At 59.9% G+C, this 17,695-nt stretch carries 19 protein-coding genes; 11 read left to right on the top strand and 8 right to left on the bottom strand.

Annotated elements, in window-relative coordinates:
- The first annotated feature begins 116 nt into the window (after positions 1 to 116).
- Together AC27VO_RS14440 and AC27VO_RS14435 are read left to right on the top strand one after the other, a co-directional pair.
- Positions 117 to 1,268 carry an ABC transporter substrate-binding protein gene (locus AC27VO_RS14440; protein WP_488667415.1) on the top strand — a complete coding sequence of 384 codons (1,152 nt, stop codon included), beginning with the start codon at positions 117 to 119 and terminating at the stop codon, positions 1,266 to 1,268.
- A gap of 12 nt (positions 1,269 to 1,280) precedes the next feature.
- Positions 1,281 to 2,534, top strand: coding sequence for a GGDEF domain-containing protein (locus AC27VO_RS14435; RefSeq protein ID WP_488667414.1), 1,254 nt, complete (start codon positions 1,281 to 1,283; stop codon positions 2,532 to 2,534).
- 43 nt (positions 2,535 to 2,577) lie between these two features.
- Here AC27VO_RS14435 and AC27VO_RS14430 read toward each other — a convergent pair whose 3' ends face one another.
- From AC27VO_RS14430 to AC27VO_RS14415, 4 genes are read right to left on the bottom strand one after another with little or no spacing between them, the layout of a single operon-like run.
- Entirely contained in the window at positions 2,578 to 3,573 is a 996-nt protein-coding gene (locus AC27VO_RS14430) for a GGDEF domain-containing protein (RefSeq protein ID WP_488667413.1), read from the bottom strand.
- A 33-nt stretch (positions 3,574 to 3,606) separates the two neighbouring features.
- A complete protein-coding gene (gene trmB / locus AC27VO_RS14425) occupies positions 3,607 to 4,335 on the bottom strand; it encodes a tRNA (guanosine(46)-N7)-methyltransferase TrmB (protein WP_488667449.1) in 729 nt (242 codons plus the stop codon).
- A 16-nt stretch (positions 4,336 to 4,351) separates the two neighbouring features.
- Positions 4,352 to 5,311, bottom strand: coding sequence for a tRNA glutamyl-Q(34) synthetase GluQRS (gluQRS, locus tag AC27VO_RS14420; RefSeq protein ID WP_488667412.1), 960 nt, complete (start codon positions 5,309 to 5,311; stop codon positions 4,352 to 4,354).
- A 9-nt stretch (positions 5,312 to 5,320) separates the two neighbouring features.
- Positions 5,321 to 6,277: a LysR family transcriptional regulator gene (locus AC27VO_RS14415; protein ID WP_488667411.1), complete on the bottom strand. Its 957-nt coding sequence runs from the start codon at positions 6,275 to 6,277 to the stop codon at positions 5,321 to 5,323.
- 124 nt (positions 6,278 to 6,401) lie between these two features.
- Here AC27VO_RS14415 and AC27VO_RS14410 point away from each other — a divergent pair, with 124 nt between their 5' ends.
- A complete protein-coding gene (locus AC27VO_RS14410) occupies positions 6,402 to 7,115 on the top strand; it encodes a pirin family protein (RefSeq protein WP_488667410.1) in 714 nt (237 codons plus the stop codon).
- 59 nt (positions 7,116 to 7,174) lie between these two features.
- On the top strand, positions 7,175 to 7,600 hold the full coding sequence (locus AC27VO_RS14405; RefSeq protein WP_488667409.1) for a DoxX family protein: 426 nt from the start codon (positions 7,175 to 7,177) through the stop codon (positions 7,598 to 7,600).
- Positions 7,601 to 7,701: 101 nt separating this feature from the next.
- On the opposite strand, the gene AC27VO_RS14400 is transcribed toward AC27VO_RS14405, so the two are convergent.
- The 3 genes from AC27VO_RS14400 to AC27VO_RS14390 form a co-directional block, all read right to left on the bottom strand.
- Positions 7,702 to 8,556, bottom strand: a complete 855-nt coding sequence (locus AC27VO_RS14400) for a MinD/ParA family protein (RefSeq protein WP_488667408.1) — start codon at positions 8,554 to 8,556, stop codon at positions 7,702 to 7,704.
- 14 nt (positions 8,557 to 8,570) lie between these two features.
- Positions 8,571 to 9,335, bottom strand: coding sequence for a GGDEF domain-containing protein (locus AC27VO_RS14395; protein ID WP_488667448.1), 765 nt, complete (start codon positions 9,333 to 9,335; stop codon positions 8,571 to 8,573).
- A gap of 97 nt (positions 9,336 to 9,432) precedes the next feature.
- The gene (locus AC27VO_RS14390; protein ID WP_488667407.1) at positions 9,433 to 11,100 is read right to left on the bottom strand and encodes a SulP family inorganic anion transporter; all 1,668 of its coding nucleotides are present in this window, start codon (positions 11,098 to 11,100) and stop codon (positions 9,433 to 9,435) included.
- Positions 11,101 to 11,278: 178 nt separating this feature from the next.
- On the opposite strand from AC27VO_RS14390, the gene AC27VO_RS14385 reads away from it, so the two are divergent.
- The 4 genes from AC27VO_RS14385 (at position 11,279) to AC27VO_RS14370 (ending at position 14,430) form a co-directional block, all read left to right on the top strand.
- Positions 11,279 to 11,734 carry a BON domain-containing protein gene (locus AC27VO_RS14385; RefSeq protein ID WP_488667406.1) on the top strand — a complete coding sequence of 152 codons (456 nt, stop codon included), beginning with the start codon at positions 11,279 to 11,281 and terminating at the stop codon, positions 11,732 to 11,734.
- A gap of 87 nt (positions 11,735 to 11,821) precedes the next feature.
- Complete coding sequence (locus AC27VO_RS14380; RefSeq protein WP_488667405.1) at positions 11,822 to 13,063, top strand: PLP-dependent transferase; 1,242 nt, start codon at positions 11,822 to 11,824, stop codon at positions 13,061 to 13,063.
- Between the two features lie 327 nt (positions 13,064 to 13,390).
- Positions 13,391 to 14,212 carry a DUF2189 domain-containing protein gene (locus AC27VO_RS14375; RefSeq protein WP_488667404.1) on the top strand — a complete coding sequence of 274 codons (822 nt, stop codon included), beginning with the start codon at positions 13,391 to 13,393 and terminating at the stop codon, positions 14,210 to 14,212.
- A gap of 38 nt (positions 14,213 to 14,250) precedes the next feature.
- Positions 14,251 to 14,430 (top strand): hypothetical protein, encoded by a 180-nt coding sequence (locus AC27VO_RS14370; protein WP_488667403.1) that lies wholly within the window; start codon positions 14,251 to 14,253, stop codon positions 14,428 to 14,430.
- A gap of 36 nt (positions 14,431 to 14,466) precedes the next feature.
- Here AC27VO_RS14370 and AC27VO_RS14365 read toward each other — a convergent pair whose 3' ends face one another.
- The gene (locus AC27VO_RS14365; protein WP_488667402.1) at positions 14,467 to 15,120 is read right to left on the bottom strand and encodes an arylesterase; all 654 of its coding nucleotides are present in this window, start codon (positions 15,118 to 15,120) and stop codon (positions 14,467 to 14,469) included.
- Positions 15,121 to 15,139: 19 nt separating this feature from the next.
- On the opposite strand from AC27VO_RS14365, the gene AC27VO_RS14360 reads away from it, so the two are divergent.
- The 3 genes from AC27VO_RS14360 (at position 15,140) to AC27VO_RS14350 (ending at position 17,671) form a co-directional block, all read left to right on the top strand.
- Positions 15,140 to 15,823 (top strand): ABC transporter ATP-binding protein, encoded by a 684-nt coding sequence (locus AC27VO_RS14360; protein ID WP_488667401.1) that lies wholly within the window; start codon positions 15,140 to 15,142, stop codon positions 15,821 to 15,823.
- Between the two features lie 78 nt (positions 15,824 to 15,901).
- Entirely contained in the window at positions 15,902 to 16,153 is a 252-nt protein-coding gene (locus AC27VO_RS14355; RefSeq protein WP_488667400.1) for a DUF3297 family protein, read from the top strand.
- A 453-nt stretch (positions 16,154 to 16,606) separates the two neighbouring features.
- Positions 16,607 to 17,671 (top strand): porin, encoded by a 1,065-nt coding sequence (locus tag AC27VO_RS14350; protein WP_488667399.1) that lies wholly within the window; start codon positions 16,607 to 16,609, stop codon positions 17,669 to 17,671.
- The last annotated feature ends 24 nt before the right edge of the window (positions 17,672 to 17,695 follow it).

The following is a 17,695-nucleotide window of genomic DNA, read 5'->3' as shown; positions in this document are numbered from 1 at the left end:
AAGCCAGAAGGCATGCCTTCTGGCTTTTTTTATGCCCTGTCGCGTAGGCTTAGCAATGTGTGGGAAAAAGACGCGACGTATTCGAGGCGCGCATTTTCTCGGTTACGCTCATACATATGGAAACATTCAAGCGGGCGACTGCAGCAGCACAGCCAGGGTCTTTGGTGCGCGCCGTACGCTGGTGCTTGGCTGCGGCATGGTGCATCACCAGCCCCTGGGTTGCCGCGCAATCGGTGGTGTTCATCAATCCCGGGAAGTCGGACGAAGCCTACTGGCTGGCTGCCGCAGATGCCATGCACCAGGCCGCCCGCAGCCTTGGCATGCAGCTGAATGTGATCTACGCCGAGCGCGACCGTTTGCAGCCCATAGAGATTGCCAAAAACATCGCGCAATTGCCTGTTGCGAAGCGGCCTGACTATCTCGTCTTTACCAACGATTACAGCGTAGCCCCCAGCATCTTGAGAGCGCTGGACGGCGCAGGCATTCAGGTTTTCATGGCGTTCAGCGGTATTCAAGAAGAGCTGCGCCCCCAAGTGGGGCAGCCCCGAGAGCGCTTTCCCTTCTGGCTGGGAAGCCTAGAGCCCAGGGCTGAAGACGCGGGCTACCTGACGGCCAAGGCCTTGATACAAGCGGCCACATCGCAAACGCAGTGGCGCAACGAACAAGGCAAGCTGCAGATGCTGGCGATTGCAGGGGATCGCTCTACCCCCACCTCGGTGGCACGCAATCGCGGCATGCGCAATGCGGTGCGCGAAGCGGGTGCGTCCGTCGAATTGATGCAAGAAGTCTACGGTGAGTGGCGCGAGGACAAGGCACAGCAGCAGGCCGAGGTGCTCTTCCAGCGCTATCCGCATGCCCGGCTGGTCTGGAGCGGTAGCGATTTGATGGCGTTTGGGGCCATGCTGGCCTGGCAAGCCCAAGGGGGGACGCCCGGTCGGGATGCCTTGTTCAGCGGTGTGAACACATCCAGCGCAGCATTCGAAAAACTGCGCAGCGGTCAACTGACCGCACTGGCTGGCGGGCATTTTCTGGCAGGGGCCTGGTCTTTGGTGATGCTCTATGACTACCACCATGGCGTGGATTTTGCGAGTGAGGGCCTGGAGCTGGAGCGCCCCATGTTCAAGCTGTTTGACAAGGCCAGCAGTGTGCAGTTTGAAAAACGCTTGGGGCCACACAATACGGCCAAGCTGGACTTTCGGCCATTTAGCAAGTACTTGCGCACGCAGGTGCAGCGCTATGATTTTGATCTTGAAAAACTGTTGCGATAAGAAGCTGCGTGTATGCGTCGCCTAGACATTCCATTTCGCTCAATTTCCACGCTGATGCTGCAGCGCATCGTCGCACTGTCTTTGGTGTGTTTGATCGGCATTGGGGGCGTACAGGTCTGGCTGGATCGGCAGCAGCAGGAAAAGCAGTTTTTCAACACCATGGCACTGATTGTGGAAGTCAGCAGCCGTGCCATTGCCCATGCGCTGTGGGACATTGACCGCGAAGTGCTGCAGCACCATGTGCAGCGCCTGACAGAAATGGACGCGGTGGGCTTTGTGCGCATCCATGTGGCGGCCACCGGTGAAGTAATCACAGCGGGGCGCAGTGGGATGGGCCAAGATGTGCCGTCATACCAGGCGATACTCTATGCGCCGGACTATAAAAATCAGTCGCTGGGCACGATTGAGGTGTGGGCCGATCGTGCCTACCACCGGAATTTGCTGTGGGCATCGCAGCTCCATGTGATTCCGGGTTATCTCATCTTTACGGTGCTGGTGTGCATGACCGTGGCTTGGGTAATCCGGCGTGACCTGGGTATGCCGCTGCGGCAGATCGCCGATTTTGCCCGCAACCTCAAGCCGGAATCTTTGAGTCAGCCACTGGACATTCAGCGCCCGGAGCGGGTGCGTGCTGATGAGATTGATATGGTCATACAGGGCTTTCACCACCTGCAAGAAGCTTTGGGGCGGCATATCCAGGACCTGGATGGCCTCGTCAAGGAGCGCACGCAAGAGCTGTCTTCTTTGGTGGATGAAGTCAAACGCATGTCCCAGCTGGATGTGCTGACCGGCGCCTACAACCGCCGTGCGATGGAGCTACGCCTGCCTCAGGAGCTGGAGCGCAGTGCACGCTACGCGCGGCCTTTTTCGGTGATTTTTGCTGATATTGACCATTTCAAGCGCATCAATGACCAGCACGGTCATGCCGTGGGTGACTGGGTGTTGCGCGATGTGGCCAAACGCTTGCAAGATGGTCTGCGCTTCAATGCAGACTGGCTGGTGCGCTTCGGTGCCGAGGAGTTTGTGATCTTTATGCCAGAGACGGATCTGGAGCACGCTACAGCCGTGGCCTACCGTCTGGCAGAGGTGATGCGCAGTGTGCCCTGGGAAAAGAATGGCCTGGTTCTGCCGCTGACCTGCAGCTTTGGCGTGACACAACTGCGCGATGGCGACACCGTGGGCAGCTTGCTGCAGCGCGCTGACAGCGTGCTGTACCAGGCCAAGGACGAAGGGCGTGACCGGGTGTGTGTGTCTGTGCAGGTTTAGCCTCTGCACACATTGTCAAGGCAAGTTCGGCCGGGATGGTTGGCTAAAACAGCTCGATATCGTCGTGCGAGATCTGTGTGTGCAGCAGGCCTTGGTCTTGCAGGCGCTCAAAGTGGCAGACTTGGTTGCGGCCATTTTCCTTGGCGTAATACAGCGCCTGGTCTGCCTGCCCCAGGATTTCCACCGCTGAGCACAGCTTGGCCCCGGCAAAGCCGACGCTGACGGTCACATTCCCCACCTGGGGGAACGCATGGCTGGCCACCATGCGGCGAAAGGCTTCCAGGGAAGCTTGCGCTGCCTCTTTGCTCGCTGGTGGCATCAGCACCACGAACTCTTCTCCGCCGAAGCGGAAAATACGGTGCTGCGCGCTGAACGCATTGCGCAGCAGGTTGGCCACCAGAATCAATACCTCATCACCGAACAAATGGCCAAAGCGGTCATTGACCAGCTTGAAATGGTCAATATCGATCACGGCCAGCCAGGGCAGGTCGTCCGTGTGGCTGTGGTGTGCCGCAGTGGCAAAGCGCAGCAGGTGTTCGTCAAAGGTCTTGCGGTTGAGCAGGCCAGTCAGCGCATCGCGCTCGCTGTAGTCCAGCAGACTTTGGTAGTTCTGGTAGACATGGAAGATGCCGGTGATGACATCCAGACTGTGTGGGGTAAAGGGCTCCGACTGGGTGACTTCCAGGCAGACGCGCACTTGGTCGTGCATCCACACAGGCAGCCAGATGACGTGCTGCTGCGGTGTGACGCTGTGCTGGGCCTGCAGGGCATGCTGGGTCACGCAGTGGTGCAGGTGTTCCAGCGTGTGCAAAGGCGCACGCTGTGCATCGTGTTGGAAATCCTGCGTGGCAGAGACCAGCTGCCCATCTTGCAGCCAGGTGCGGGGGCGCACCACGTAACTGCCATCCAGCTGCATCAGCTCCAACGCCCGCACATCGGTGATGGCTGGCAGCTGCATGAACGTCGATAGCACGGACAGCTCCAAGCGCAGGTGATCGCGCTGGCCGGTCATCTGAACCAAGTTTTGCAGAATGTGCATGTCGTTCGGTGTGTTGCAGCTGCGCAGCGCGCGCTAACGCTTGGTGAAGACCAGATCCCAGACGCCGTGGCCCAGTCGCAAGCCGCGGTTTTCAAACTTGGTCAAAGGGCGGTACTCAGGCTTGGTGGCGTAACCAGAGGCGGTGTTGGCCAGCTGAGGTTCGGCGGACAGCACTTCCAGCATCTGGACGGCGTAGGGCTCCCAGTCGGTGGCGCAGTGGAAATAGCCGCCGGTTTTGAGGCGGCTGACCAGCTTGGCAACCAGTGGGCTTTGAATCAGGCGGCGCTTGTTGTGCTTTTTCTTGTGCCAGGGGTCTGGGAAGAAAATGTGCACGCCGTCAATGCTGCCTTCGGCCAGCATGTTGTCGATCACTTCCACGGCATCGTGTTGCAGGATGCGGATGTTGTGAATGTCCTGCTCGCCAATGCGCTTGAGGAGCGCACCAACGCCGGGTTCGTGCACTTCGCAGCACAGAAAGTTGTCTTCGGGGCGCACACGGGCGATGTGGGCGGTGGCCTCTCCCATGCCAAAGCCTATTTCCAAAATCAGCTTGCCTTCGCGGCCAAATGCGGCCTGCGCATCCAGCGGCGCGCTGGTGTAGGGCAGCAGGTACTGTGGACCCACGTCTTCAAACGCTTTGGCCTGGCCGGTGGTGACGCGGCCAGTACGGCGCACGTAGCTGCGAATGGTCTTGGGGAAGGCAACATCGGCAGGGGCTTGGCCTGCGGTGGATGTCGTTGGGGCTGCGTCGGTGTCAGCCATGGGGTGGTTTTGTTGCTCAGTCACGTCGCACATTGTAAGTGGCCTGCCATTGTTTTACCCATTGAGCTAGCGCATCAGCCACCGCAGTTTCTGGGGGGAATGTGGGTAAATGCAAACTTTGGGCGGCAGTGTTGAGGGTGGACATGGGCTGGCTCACATTAAGTGCCGGTGCGCCATGTTGTTTGGAGAGCTTCTCGCCATCGGGCATGCGTACCAGCGGGGTGTGCAGGTAGGCAGGATGCGGCACACCCAGTGCATGCTGCAAGAGCAATTGGCGGGCTGTGTTGTCGGTCAAATCCTCGCCGCGCACGACGTGGGTGACGCCCTGGCAGGCGTCATCGACCACCACGGCCAGCTGGTAGGCATACAGGCCATCGGCACGCTGGAGCACAAAGTCCCCCGCCACCTGGGCGGGCATTTGCTGTTGCGGCCCCAGCCGCCGGTCGTGCCAGGTGAGCAGACCATGCTCTAAAGAAAAAGGAGCTGTATGCGTAGGCGCAGTAAGGGCTATAGTCCAATTTGATACATATTGCTCCAGGGCAAAGCGCCAGCTGCGGGCGGGCTTGCCGTGCAAACCACTGCGGCAGGTGCCGGGGTAGGGGCGCTCAATGTGGCGCTCATGGGGCAGGCCCATGTCTTGCAGGGCAGCTTCGATGTCCTTGCGGGTGCAGCCGCAAGGGTAGGCCAGTGCCCGGGTCAGCAATTGCTGCAACGCCTGGGCGTAATGGGCGTGGCGCTGGGATTGCCAGACCACGGGCGCATCTGCGTGCAAGCCGCATTGCGCCAGCTGCGTCAGGATCAGGGTGTCGGCCCCCGCTGGGCAGCGGGGCGGGTCGATATCTTCAATGCGCACCAGCCAGGTGCCGCCGTGGGCGCGGGCATCCAGCCAGCTGGCCAGGGCAGCCACGAGTGAGCCGGCGTGCAAAGGGCCGGTGGGTGAGGGGGCAAAGCGCCCGCAATAGGCAGAGGAAGTCATGGCCGGCAGTCAGCGCAGCTGTGGTGCGTGCGGTGGGCGGTGGTTTTCCAGCAAGGCTTGCTGGGTGACGGGGCTGGCCAGCTGGGTCAGCCACCAGTGCAGTGCCTTGCCCAGGTCGCCGTTGCTGGGCTTTTTCCAGGCGTAGCGCATGCGCAGCTGGCGTGTGGGGCGGGTGACGGCTTTGACCACCAGCAAGCCCGCTTGCACATAGGGGCGGGCCATGGCCTCGGGCAGAAAGCCGCAGCCCAGGCCACGGACCTGGGCATCAATCTTGGCCTGCACGCTGTCGACTGTGAAAATGTCCTGCCCATTGAGCAGGCCGATGGAGGTGCGCTCTCGCTGTGCAGAATCTGCCACCACCACCAGGCGGTGTTCCAGCAGGATGTCGTCGCTCAGTGGCTCGGTAATGGCTGCCAGCGGATGAAAGGGCGCCACGGTAAAGGCAAAGGTGATGTCACCCAGATCGTGCAGCTGCAAGCCCGCCGTGCTGGTGTTGTTGGCTGCGACGCCCAAGGCCAGGTCGGCGCGGCCCGTGGTCACGCATTCGATGGGGCCGCTGAGCGTGCCCATGCCAAGCTTGATTTTGGTGGGGGAGCCCAGGGCGTAGAACGCCTCCACCAGGTCAAACAAGGTGTCTTGGGCAATCACCCCGTCGGCCATGAGGGTCAACTCCGGCTCCCAGCCAGTAGCAACGCGGCGCACGCGGTGGGCCACGGCCTCCATGTCCTGCAGCAGGCGGGCACCTTCGGTGAGCAGGGCTTGTCCGGCTTCGGTGGGGTGTGCTTGGCGCGCGCTGCGGTCAAACAGCAGCACATCCAGGGCTTCTTCCATCTGGCGCACCCGGTAAGTCAGGGCGCTGGGGACCAGCCGCAACTGCCGTGCGGCGGCGGCAAAACTGCCGGTGTCGGCAATCACCTGCAGCATGGCAAGGCTGTCCGGGGTTAAAACGTCACGAGGGCTGGGCATGCATGGTCGCGTTCATTCAAAGAGTTTGAATGATGCCATCAAACCGGTGCGTACTCCGGCAAGGCACCGCGTTCTACAGTGCAAGCATTGCAGCCAAGGTGCTGCCGGAAACAAGGAGCCGATCATGATTGCTGTACGCCCATCCCACGAACGCGGCTTTGCCGACCATGGCTGGTTGAAGTCGTTCCACAGCTTTTCTTTCGCCGGGTATTACGACCCCAACCACATGGGCTGGGGCAATTTGCGCGTGATCAACGAAGACCGTATTGCATCGGGTACGGGGTTTGGCGCACACCCGCACCGGGACATGGAAATTGTCAGCTACGTCATGCAGGGCGAACTGTCCCACCAAGACAGCATGGGCAATGTGCAGACCATCCAGCCCGGGGAGGTGCAGCGCATGACGGCGGGCACGGGGGTGGTGCACAGCGAGCACAACCACGCGCACGGACAGACCACGCACTTTTTGCAAATTTGGTTGCTGCCCAGCCGCAACGGCCTGGAGCCCGGCTATGAACAAAAGCGCTTTGGCGATGCACAAAAGACCAATGTGTTGCGCCTGGTGGCGTCGCCCGATGGCGCGCAAGATTCAGTGCATTTGAATGCCGATGCACGCATCTATGCCAGCTTGCTGCGCCCCGCGCCCGGGGAGGTGGTCGAGCTGGAGCACACCATAGTGCCGGGCCGCAAAGCCTATGTCTTTGTGATTCAAGGCACAGTCGAGATAGCGGGCAAAAAGCTGACAAGCGGGGACGCGCTGCTTGCAGAAAATGAGCACAGCCTGCAATTGCACGGCGCACATGCGGCGGAATTGCTGGTATTTGATTTGGCAGCCTGAACGCACAGCATGAAGGTGCATTCATCACATCACAGGGCATGGCCCAGAAAGATAACGCTATGAATACCGCAACGAGCAACACGGTGGCTTTGGTGGGCCGCATTTTGCTGGCTTGGCTGTTTATTCCGGCAGGGCTGGGCAAGCTCACCGGTTTTGCCGGGCAGGTGGCATACGCCCAGTCCGTGGGCATGCCCATGCCCGAAGTGGGGGTGGCCGTTGGCCTGGTGATTGAGCTGCTGGGCGGTATCTTGCTGCTGGTGGGCTTCAAAACCCGCTGCGCCGCTGCGGTGCTGACCCTGTTTACGCTGGCGGCTGCGGTGCTGTTTCATGCGTACTGGTCGGTGCCTGCCGATCAGGTGATGATCACCAAGATCTTGTTTGACAAGAACGTGGCGATTGCCGGTGGTTTGCTGGCTTTTGTGGCCTTTGGGGCCGGAGGCTTGAGCATGGATGCCAAGCGCCTGCGCATGGCTGATTACAAATAAATAGAGAGCTGCTGGCGCTTGACTGGTCAGCGTTAGCAGCGGTTTTTATACATAAAAAAGAGCTGCCATGGGGCAGCTCTTTGCTTGGGTGTCAGCGCCGCTCAGGCCGCTTGTGCCGGGGCCACCATGGTTTTGATGCGATTGGCCAGCTGGGCCATGGCCAGCGATGCTGCGCAGCCGGGGGATGCCTGAATCAGCAGTTGGCGCCGCATGACTGCCTCGCGCACGGCCTTGTCGGCGGGAATATCGCCCATGTGAATCAGGCGCATGGGCAGGCCCGATTCAGAGTTGACAAAGCGGTTGAGCACTTGCTGCAGCTGTCCGGTGATGGCACGGCCATCGCCCGGGCGTGCGGCCTGGTTGATGACCAGGCGCATGTTGTGGCGCTTTTGCTGGGTAGCCAGCACCTTGATGGCGGCGTAGGCATCGGTCAAGGAGGTGGGCTCTGGCGTGGCCACGATCAGCACCTCATGGGCCAGTGATACAGAGAACAGCACCACATCCGAGATGCCAGCGCCGGTGTCCAGCAAGATGATGTCGTAGTGGGGTGCCAGCGTGTCGATCACATGGATCAGCTGGTTGCGCACTTCGGGTGTCAGGCGCGAGTACTCCACCATGCCCGAGCCGGCCAGCAGCACATGGAAGCCGCCGGGCGCTGTCACAACGGCTTCTTGCAGCGTCGCGCGGCCCATGAACACATCGTGCAGGGTGACTTTGGGGTAGAGGTTGAGCACCACATCCAGGTTGGCCAGGCCCAGGTCTGCGTCCAGCACCAGCACACGCAGTCCGTGGCGGGTGAGTGCAGCAGCCAAGTTGGCCGAGACAAAGGTCTTGCCAACACCGCCCTTGCCGCTGGTGACAGCAATGATGTGGGCCCCTGCGGCAGAGCGGGGGCGCACCTCGCTGGCCTGGGTGGCCGAGGGGGTAGAAGAAGAGGGGGACAGCACGTCGTTCATTTCAATGCATGCCTTCAGTAGAGGCCATCGGTGGTATCCACGGGAGCGCCCAGCACTTCAATCCAGTCACCAGACCACGCCGAAGCGTCAGCAGTCAGTGCGGGAATGAAGAGCAAGTTTTTTTCCTCGGCAGTCACGGTGCTGTCGGGTTGTTGTTCAATGCCAATGCGGTTGCGACCCTCGGCTTTGGCGTGGTAGAGCTGCTGGTCGGCACGCTCAATCCAGAGCTTGCGCGTGCTGCGAATCCATTGCAGCGCATAAGCGCCGCCAATGCTGACGGTCACCCCGATGTCCTGGCCGGGATTGATGCGAATGCGCAAGGCTTCGACGGCGTGGCGCACCCGGTCGGCCACGTTTTGGCCATAGGCGGGCTGGCAGGCGGGCAAGACGATGGCGAACTCTTCGCCGCCATAGCGTGCCAGTGTGTCCATGGGGCGCACGCAGTGCCCCAGGGCGGTGGCCACTTGTTGCAGCACGCAGTCGCCAATGTGGTGGCCGTAGGTATCGTTCACTTGCTTGAAGTGGTCGATATCAATCATCAGCAGCAGTGCCACGTCGCCAGAGCGGGCCACGCGGTCAAGCTCGCGGTCCAAGATGCTGTCGAAGTGGCGGCGGTTGGCGGTACCCGTGAGCGGGTCACGCAAGGACAGCTCGCACAAGCCGTCGATGATGGCTTGCAGGCGCTGTGCCGCATCGGTCTGGGCTGCTGGAAGTGCGGCTACTTCCGTCTCACCGAGCAAGGCCAGCGCACCGTCGAGGCGGAGCTGTTGCAAAGCGATAGAGGGAGGAGTGTGGGAGCCAGTCACGAAGAAATTTCCAGCGCAGGTAATGTAATGAAGTGTAGCAGTACGCGCAGTCAGGGTGCGGCTGTTCGGCTTATTTGGTTGCGTCGGGCACACGCATTGCAAGCAAAGCTTGTGCGCTGGTGCGGGAAAGCTGCAAATCAGGGCCTGGAACGAGTGCTCCCGCTTTTTTCAGTATGGCTTCCACGGGCAGCTTCAATCCCCCAATATGCAGGCCAAGTCCTTGCTTTTGCAGGCTTTGGCGCAGGCGCAAGAAGCTCTCAACCCCGGTGACATCAATCCGGTTGATGGGCTGGGCATCCAAAAACACGGTGCGGACCTCCGGGCGTTGCTGCAGGGCCTGCGTGACATAGCGCTCCAGCGCGGAGGCTGAGGCAAAGTCCCACTCGGCATCCATGCGCAGTGCCAGCACGTGCGGGGCAATGGGCGGCAGGTTCCAGATGTCGCGCGAACGCAGACTGCCGTCGGCGTGCTCGCCAATTTCCAGAATGCGCGGGTGCAGGCGCTGGTAGAGGAAGTGACACAGGCTCAGCAGGACCCCAGCCAGCACGCCCCAGTACAGGCGCGGGGCAGTCAGCAGCGTCAGTGCCAGCGTGGTCACGGCAATCGAGCCTTCAACCCGCGAAATGCGAAACAGCGCCAGCAGCGTGCGCGGCTGAATCAGGTTGATGACGGCCGACACCACCACGGCGGCCAGCGCAGCCTGGGGCACGTGGTAGAGCACGGGGGTGAGCCACAGCACGGTAATCAGCACCATGCCAATGGCAAAAATGGTGGCCCAGCCTGTTTTGGCGCCACAGTGCAAGGTGACTGCAGAGCGCGAAAACGAGGCGCTGATGGCAAAGCTGCCGCTCAAGCCTGCCGCCACCTTGGCCATGCCTTGCGCGACCAGGTCCTGGTTTTCATTCCAGCGTGTGCCGGCCTGGCGGTGCTCCACCTGCGCGCTGGAGGCCATCTCCAGAAAACTCACGAGACTGATCATCAGCACCGGCAGCAGCAGGCGCGTGACTTCATCCAGGCTGATGCTGGCAGGCAGTGAGAGGCCGGGAATGCCTGCAGGCAAGTGGCCCACGACCTGGTCATCGTGATCGGCAAAACCCAGGGCAGCGCTGAGCATGCCGCAAGCCGCAATCACCAAGACGGCGGCAGGCAGTTTGGGCGCCAGCCGTTTGAGCAGCAACAAGCCGCCGAGGCCGCCGACCCCAAACAGCAGGGCCCAGGCGTCGAAGTGGTGCAAGCTGGGATCGTGCAGCAAGGCGCCCCAGGAACTGCGCAGGCCCAGCAGGTCGGGCAATTGGGACAGCAAAATCAGAATGCCTGCAGCCTGGGTGAAACCGTTGAGTACGGGTGAAGTCACCAAATTGACCAGCCAGCCGCTGCGCAGCGCCCCCAGCAGCCACTGCACCACACCGGCCATGATGGCCATCCAGGCGGCAAGCGCCACCCACTGTGCGCTGCCGGGCTCTGCCATGCCCGCCAAGGATGCACCGATGAGCAAGCTGGTGAGGGCGGTGGGCCCCACCCCCAGGCGCGGTGAAGCGCCCCACAGCACGGCTACCAAGGAGGGCAGCAGTGCAGCGTAAATCCCTGTGATCAATGGCATGCCTGCCAAAGCGGCGTATGCCACACCCTGGGGCAGCAGCATCAACCCGATGGTGACCCCGGCCAACAACTCATTGCGTGCCAGCGCCGGAGTGAGCTGGGGCCAGGCCAGAAAAGGGAGCCACTGTTTCAATTGCATAGAGGCGCTATTGTCGATGCATTCGGTGGTGGAATGTGTGATGGGCTTGTCCTACAGGTGCTTCGGTACTCGCCCCACCCAGCGGAAAAAGGCTGGAATTTACATTGCGTCTATGTGGTCACGACGAAAGGGTTTTGGCCTTTTTTCATTACGACAACCGAAGAGGAGCGTTCGCACCATGTCTATTTCTCACCAACGATTGCTACAAGTTCTGGCGGTTTCTGCTTTGGCGCTGGGCCTGGCGGCTTGCGGCCCCAACGATGGTCAAACTGCCGGTCAAAAACTGGACAACGCGATCGAAAAGACGGAACAAGGCGCTGAGAACGCCAAGGCGGAGGCTGATCGTGCGGTCGAAGCTGCGGGCCAGAAGCTCGACAACGCTGCAGAAGCCACCAAGGATGCAGCCGCCAATGTGGTGGAGGCCGCAGGTGATGCCGGCATCACAGGCAAGGTCAACGCCGCACTGGTCGGTGACGCCGAGCTGAGCGCGCTGAAGATCAATGTGGACACCAAGGACGGTGCCGTGACCCTGAATGGCGAAGCGCCCAACCAAGCCGCCAAGGACCGTGCCGAGCAACTGGCCAAGGTGGTGGAAGGGGTGCACTCCGTCAACAACCTGCTGACGGTGAAGTAATCCGCGCACTCATCTCCAACGCATAAGGCCGCCTTCGGGCGGCCTTTGTTTATGGGGCCGTGCATGGCTGGCGCGTAATATGTCGCCATGACGGAAAACGCACGCCACATCACCACCGACTTGGTACACCACAGCTACCAAGCCCCGCAAGCATTCACCGCGCCACAGCCTGCGGTGCACAAGGCCTCTACGGTCATTTTTGACAATGTGCAGGACATGCGCACGCGCCGTTGGCTCGACAAAAGCGGCTTCACTTACGGCCTGCACGGCACACCCACGACGTACCAGCTGGAAGAGCGCCTGTGCAGCCTGGAAGGCGGCAAGCAGTGCCTGCTGGTGCCCAGTGGCCTGTGCGCCATCAGCACGGTGGCGCTGGGCCTGCTGTCTGCGGGCGATGAGGTGCTGATTCCCGATAACGCTTACGGGCCCAACAAGGATTTTGCAGAGCATGAGCTGGCCCGCTGGGGCATTCGCCACGCCTGGTACAACCCCATGGATGTGGCCGATTTGCAGGCCAAGATCACCTCTGCGACCAAGCTGGTGTGGCTGGAAGCGCCTGGCAGCGTGAGCATGGAGTTCCCCGACCTGATCGCTCTGGTGCAAGCCTGCCGCGCGCGCGGTGTGACGACGGTGCTGGACAACACCTGGGGCGCTGGCCTGGCGTTTCAACCATTTGACTTGCTGGCCGACGGTGGCAGCGTGGCGGTAGATGTCTCGGCGCATGCCTTGACCAAGTACCCCAGTGGCGGGGGCGATGTGCTGATGGGCAGCATCGTCACCGTAGACCAAGCGCTGCACATGCGCATCAAGCTCACACACATGCGCCTGGGCATTGGCATTGGTGCCAATGATGCTGAGATGGTGCTGCGTTCGCTGTCCAGCGTGGCACTGCGTTATCACGCACATGACCAGTCGGCCCGCACACTGGCAGCGGCCCTGCAGCGCCAAAGTGCGGTAGTGCAGCTGCTGCACCCCGCGTTCGATGGGGCTCCGGGTCATGCCCACTGGCAGCAGCTGTGTGGCGCTGCCCAGCAGGGGCAGGGCGCGGCGGCGGGCTTGTTCAGCGTGGTCATTGATCCGCAGTGGGAACAAGCGGCCATCGACCGTTTCTGCGACAGCTTGCAGCTGTTCAAGCTGGGCTACAGCTGGGGCGGCCCGATGAGCCTGGTGATGCCCTATGACATCGACAGCATGCGCGCCTGCGGGCGTGGCCCCCTGCGTGCCGGCACGGTGGTGCGCTTTTGTGTGGGGCTGGAAGCCACGCAAGATCTGTTGCGCGATCTGGCCCAAGCTTGGGAACAAGCGTTTGGCCAAGCCTGGGTGAGCTAAGGGACACGTTGATGTGCTCCTGTCAGCCGCAGCAAAGTTTGGTCGCACGCGCCACACCTGCCGTAAGGCCTGCGGCTTCGCATAACGCCTGACAGCGCGCCATCACGGCGAGGCAGAAGGCGTGAGTGCGTGCCTTGTGCTTCAGTTGTACTTGGCGCTTCAAAAAACAAAGCTGCCAGCGCTTGTTATTGCTTTATTTTGGAGTGAAAACTATCTGAAATCATTGTTTGACAAGCGCTGGCAGCTTCTGTTTTGATATGCGCGTTTCACGGGTTGACGCTGTTGCACCGCTATGTTCTGCTGTTTTGACAGAAGGAGGACATGGTCATGGCTGCACCCGATGCCCCAGCAACCACCCCTGACGCAGGGGGCACACCCATTGTGCTGCGCCCCATGGGGGCACTTGCACCTTTTCACTGGCTGCTGGCTGGCTGGCGCGATATCCGGCGGGACTGGGGTGTGGCACTGTTTTACGGCCTGTGCTTTTGGGGCATGGCGCTGGTGCTGGTCTGGGTGTTCAAAGCCAGCCCGGAGTACACCATGTCCATGGCCAGCGGATGCTTGCTGGTTGGCCCCTTTCTGGCGATGGGGCTGTATGACACCAGCCGCAGGCTAGAGCAGGGCTTGCCTGCCGATCTGGGGCAGTCCATTACCTGCTGGGATCAACAACTGGGCAGCATGGGCATGCTGGTCTTTGTGCTGATCGTGTTGGAGCTGCTGTGGGGGCGGGCGTCGCTGGTGGTGTTTGCCGTCTTCTTCAATACCGGCATGCCATCAACCACAGGGGTGCTGCAAGCGGTTTTTAACGCTGAGAACTGGCAGTTTCTGTTGGCATATGCCGTGGTGGGCGGGGTTTTCGCAGCCGTGGTGTTTGGCAGCATGGTGGTGGCCTTGCCCTTGATGCTGGATCGCGGCACAGATGCGCTGACGGCGGCTATCACCAGCTTTCGCGTCGTCATGCAGCAGCCTGGCGTGCTGCTGCTGTGGGCCTTGCTGATCGTGGCGCTGGTGGCCGGTGCATTGCTGGTGCCGTGGCAATGGCCGCTGGTGCTGGTGGGCCCGTGGCTGGGTTGCGCCACATGGCATGCCTACCGTGCGAGTGTGCAGCCAGTGGTGGCTTTGCCAGCAGTCGTGCAAGAGGGGTGTTAAAGTGCCCCTTACTGCAAGCACATCAACGAAAGCACACATTGGCCACACCCAACTACGGATACGAAAAACGTCAACGCGAACTGGCTAAGAAAAACAAAAAAGCAGAAAAGCTGCGTGAGAAGTCAGAACGCAAGAACAACCCGGAGCCTGCTGCCGAGGGTGATGCCGCAGCGCAACCCGATATGGCCCCTGTGCCCACGGATCCCGCTGCGCAATAATCCGGATCCCTCCCAACCAGCTTCGTGCTGGTTTTTTTATGGCTTCAACAGGCGAGACAGTGCAGGCCACACGTTGCCCAGCATGATGGGTTGGGCCTGAGCCGTGGGGTGAATCCGGTCTGCCTGAAACAGTGCCGTCGGGTTGGGGGCATCGGCCACCCCTTTGAGCAATGCAGGGACCAGTGCCGTTTTCAGCGTTTGCGCCAGGTGCACATACAGCTGCTCAAAATCTTGGGCATATTGCTGCCCGTAGTTGGGCGGCATCTGCATGCCCAGCAGCAAGACCTTGGCCCCTGTGGCCTGCGCCGCCTGCACCATGGCGCGCAGATTGTCCTGTGTGCCGTTCAGCGGCAAACCACGCAAGGCATCATTGCCGCCCAACTCAATGATGACCACGTTGGGGCGGTGTTGTTTCAGCAAAGCGGGTAGGCGCATGCGCCCGCCAGAGGTGGTGTCTCCGCTGATGCTGGCATTGGTCAGGGCGGCTCCAGGGTGCTCGGCGCTGAGCTTTTGCTGCAGCAAGGCGACCCAGCCGGTGCCGCGTGCAAGGCCATATTCCGCACTCAAAGAGTCTCCCAGTACCAGCACATGCGGGCTGGCTTGCGCCGCTGATGTGGTCTGGCTGATGCCCAGTGCAGCCGCAGACACGATAAAGTGGCGGCGATTGAACCATGTGTGTGCGTTTTGCATGCTTGTTACAAGGCCTTCCATGTCCCAGAGTGTTGTTTCCGTGCCCGTGATCGAAGTGGATCACCTCTCCAAAGCTGTGACTGACTCCACCGGCACGTTGGAGATTCTGCGCGACATTCAGTTCCATCTGCAGCCCCAGCAGACGGCGGCCATTGTGGGGGCATCAGGCTCGGGCAAGAGTACCTTGCTGTCCCTGCTGGCAGGTTTGGATACCCCCAGCCATGGCACGGTGCGTTGGCAGGGGCAAGATATTTTTGCGCTGAATGAAGACGAGCGCGCCGCATTGCGCGGGAAGAAGCTGGGTTTTGTGTTTCAGAACTTTCAGCTGCTGCCGCATCTGACGGCACTGGAAAACGTCATGCTGCCGCTGGAGCTGGCCGGTGTGCGTGGCGCACGCCAGCAGGCGCAGCAGATGCTGCAGCGTGTTGGCCTGGGCCAGCGCCTGGGGCATTACCCCAAGCTGCTCTCTGGCGGTGAGCAACAGCGTGTGGCCCTGGCGCGTGCCTTTGTGGTGCAGCCCACCGTGTTGCTGGCCGATGAGCCCACAGGCAGTCTGGACCATGCAACGGGAGCTGCCGTCATGGCGCTGATGCTGCAGCTGAACCGCGAGCAGGGCACCACCTTGGTGCTGGTCACGCACGACCGGGACATTGCGGCCCAGTGTGAGCGCACATTGACCATGGAAGCCGGGCGCCTGGTGTGACTGCCAGGGCATTGCCAAATGCGGGACAATCGCCGCATTCGTGAATTTGGGGCCTGGCCCCGTTGACTTGGAAACACTATGACTGACGCTACCGCAGCACGCCCAGAATTGCCTGATCACCTGTCGATTGATCCCTCCAGCAAGTTTTTTGTCCGTGAAGTGTTTGATCACGACATCGGCATCCGCTTCAATGGCAAAGATCGTAACGATGTGGAAGAGTACTGTGTGAGCGAAGGCTGGGTGAAGGTGCCAGCTGGCAAGACGCTGGATCGCAAGGGCCGTCCGTTGCTGATCAAGCTCAAGGGCGTGGTTGAGGCGTTCTACCGCTAAGCAAGCCTGCGCAGCATTTCTTGCGCGTCGCGCCAAGCAGCCCATGTGGCTGCTTTTTTTATGGGCGATGGAAAGCGACCAGAGTCATCTGGCTGCTGGGCAGGCGCCTTGTGCGGCGGATGCACGGAGCAGTGCTTGCCCACAAGCAGTCAATATCCATCGTTTCAGAAATTGAATTTTTATTGATTTGAAAATCTATTGGTGTTTATATTTAAACGTTATTACTGAGGTGTGTTTACTTTTGTTTTCCATTTGCCGGTAATTTTTTGTTTAGCTCTGGTTGATTAAATATTACTTGGCTTCATCCTGTGTCTTTATAGAATAAAAAAGTATTTGTGGATTGAATGAATTTTAATATTTAGTTTCATAATGAAATAAATAAATTATTCGATTAATTCACAGGTGCTAAAAACGAAAATTTAAATGAAGCCGTACATTCACAGGTGGAGACAAATGAAATCTTTAATAAAATATGGTTTGAGTATATCGAGCACATTGGTCATGATGAATGTGCATGCTTCCTCCAGCGTTACGCTGTATGGCATTATGGATGCGGCGATTACCCATGTTAGTGATAAAAAAGGTGCCAGTTCCACGGAACTCAATAGCGGCAACCTGAATACTTCGCGCATTGGTTTGCGCGGCAAGGAGGATTTGGGTGGCGGTTTGAGCGCGGTATTCAATCTGGAGGCTGGTACCGCGATCGATGTGGGCACGATCGGTTCAGCTGACAAGTTCTGGAATCGCCAGTCCTGGTTGGGGCTGGAGTCGCAGCACTGGGGCGATGTCAAACTGGGGTTTCAGCGTCCCGTCATGTATGACTTGCTGGGGCCCATGAGCCACACGCCGCCTTTTGGCTCACCCGCTGCGCGCATTGACGGTGCAGGTGTTAGTGGTTCGACCTTGGCCAAGTTCAACAACACCATTGGCACGACTCGTTATGCCAACTCCTTGAAGTACAGCTCCCCCGATTTCTCGGGTTTCAAGCTGCACGCATTCACCGCCTTTGGCGAGGTGGCAGGCTCAGCCAAAGCAGGGCGCGCATGGAACCTGGGGGCTGGTTATAAAAACAAGAGCCTGACGCTGGGTTTGAGCTATTTGGAGACCGAATGCAATGGCGCGGCAGGTTGCCTGCCCGGTCAGCAGCGCGACAAAGTTTGGGGGGCGGGTGCCGCTTATAGTTTTGATAAGCTGCGTGTGACAGGCATTTATACCCAACAGAAAAATGCCCGCAATGTCAGCAATCAAAATGCAGACACTTGGTCATTGGCAGTGATGTATCCCGTGCAAAATTTTAATTTCGCGCTGGGTTATCAAATGCTCAACGATAAAACGTCGCTGGATCAAGACGTCAAACAAATCAATTTCTCAGGTGTTTACAACCTGAGCAAGCGAACAGCGCTCTATACCATTCTGGCCCACCAGAAAGTAGATAACAACGGTATTGCAGGCATTTCTTTCCTGTCGTCCAAAGACAAGCAGTTTCAAGCCAGTTTTGGCTTGCGCCATCGCTTCTAAGGTCTTTGGGTATTCATATTAATT

The sequence above is a fragment of the Comamonas sp. 14P8.1.4 genome (genome assembly GCF_057799285.1).
This window is presented reverse-complemented; position numbering and strand designations above follow the sequence as displayed.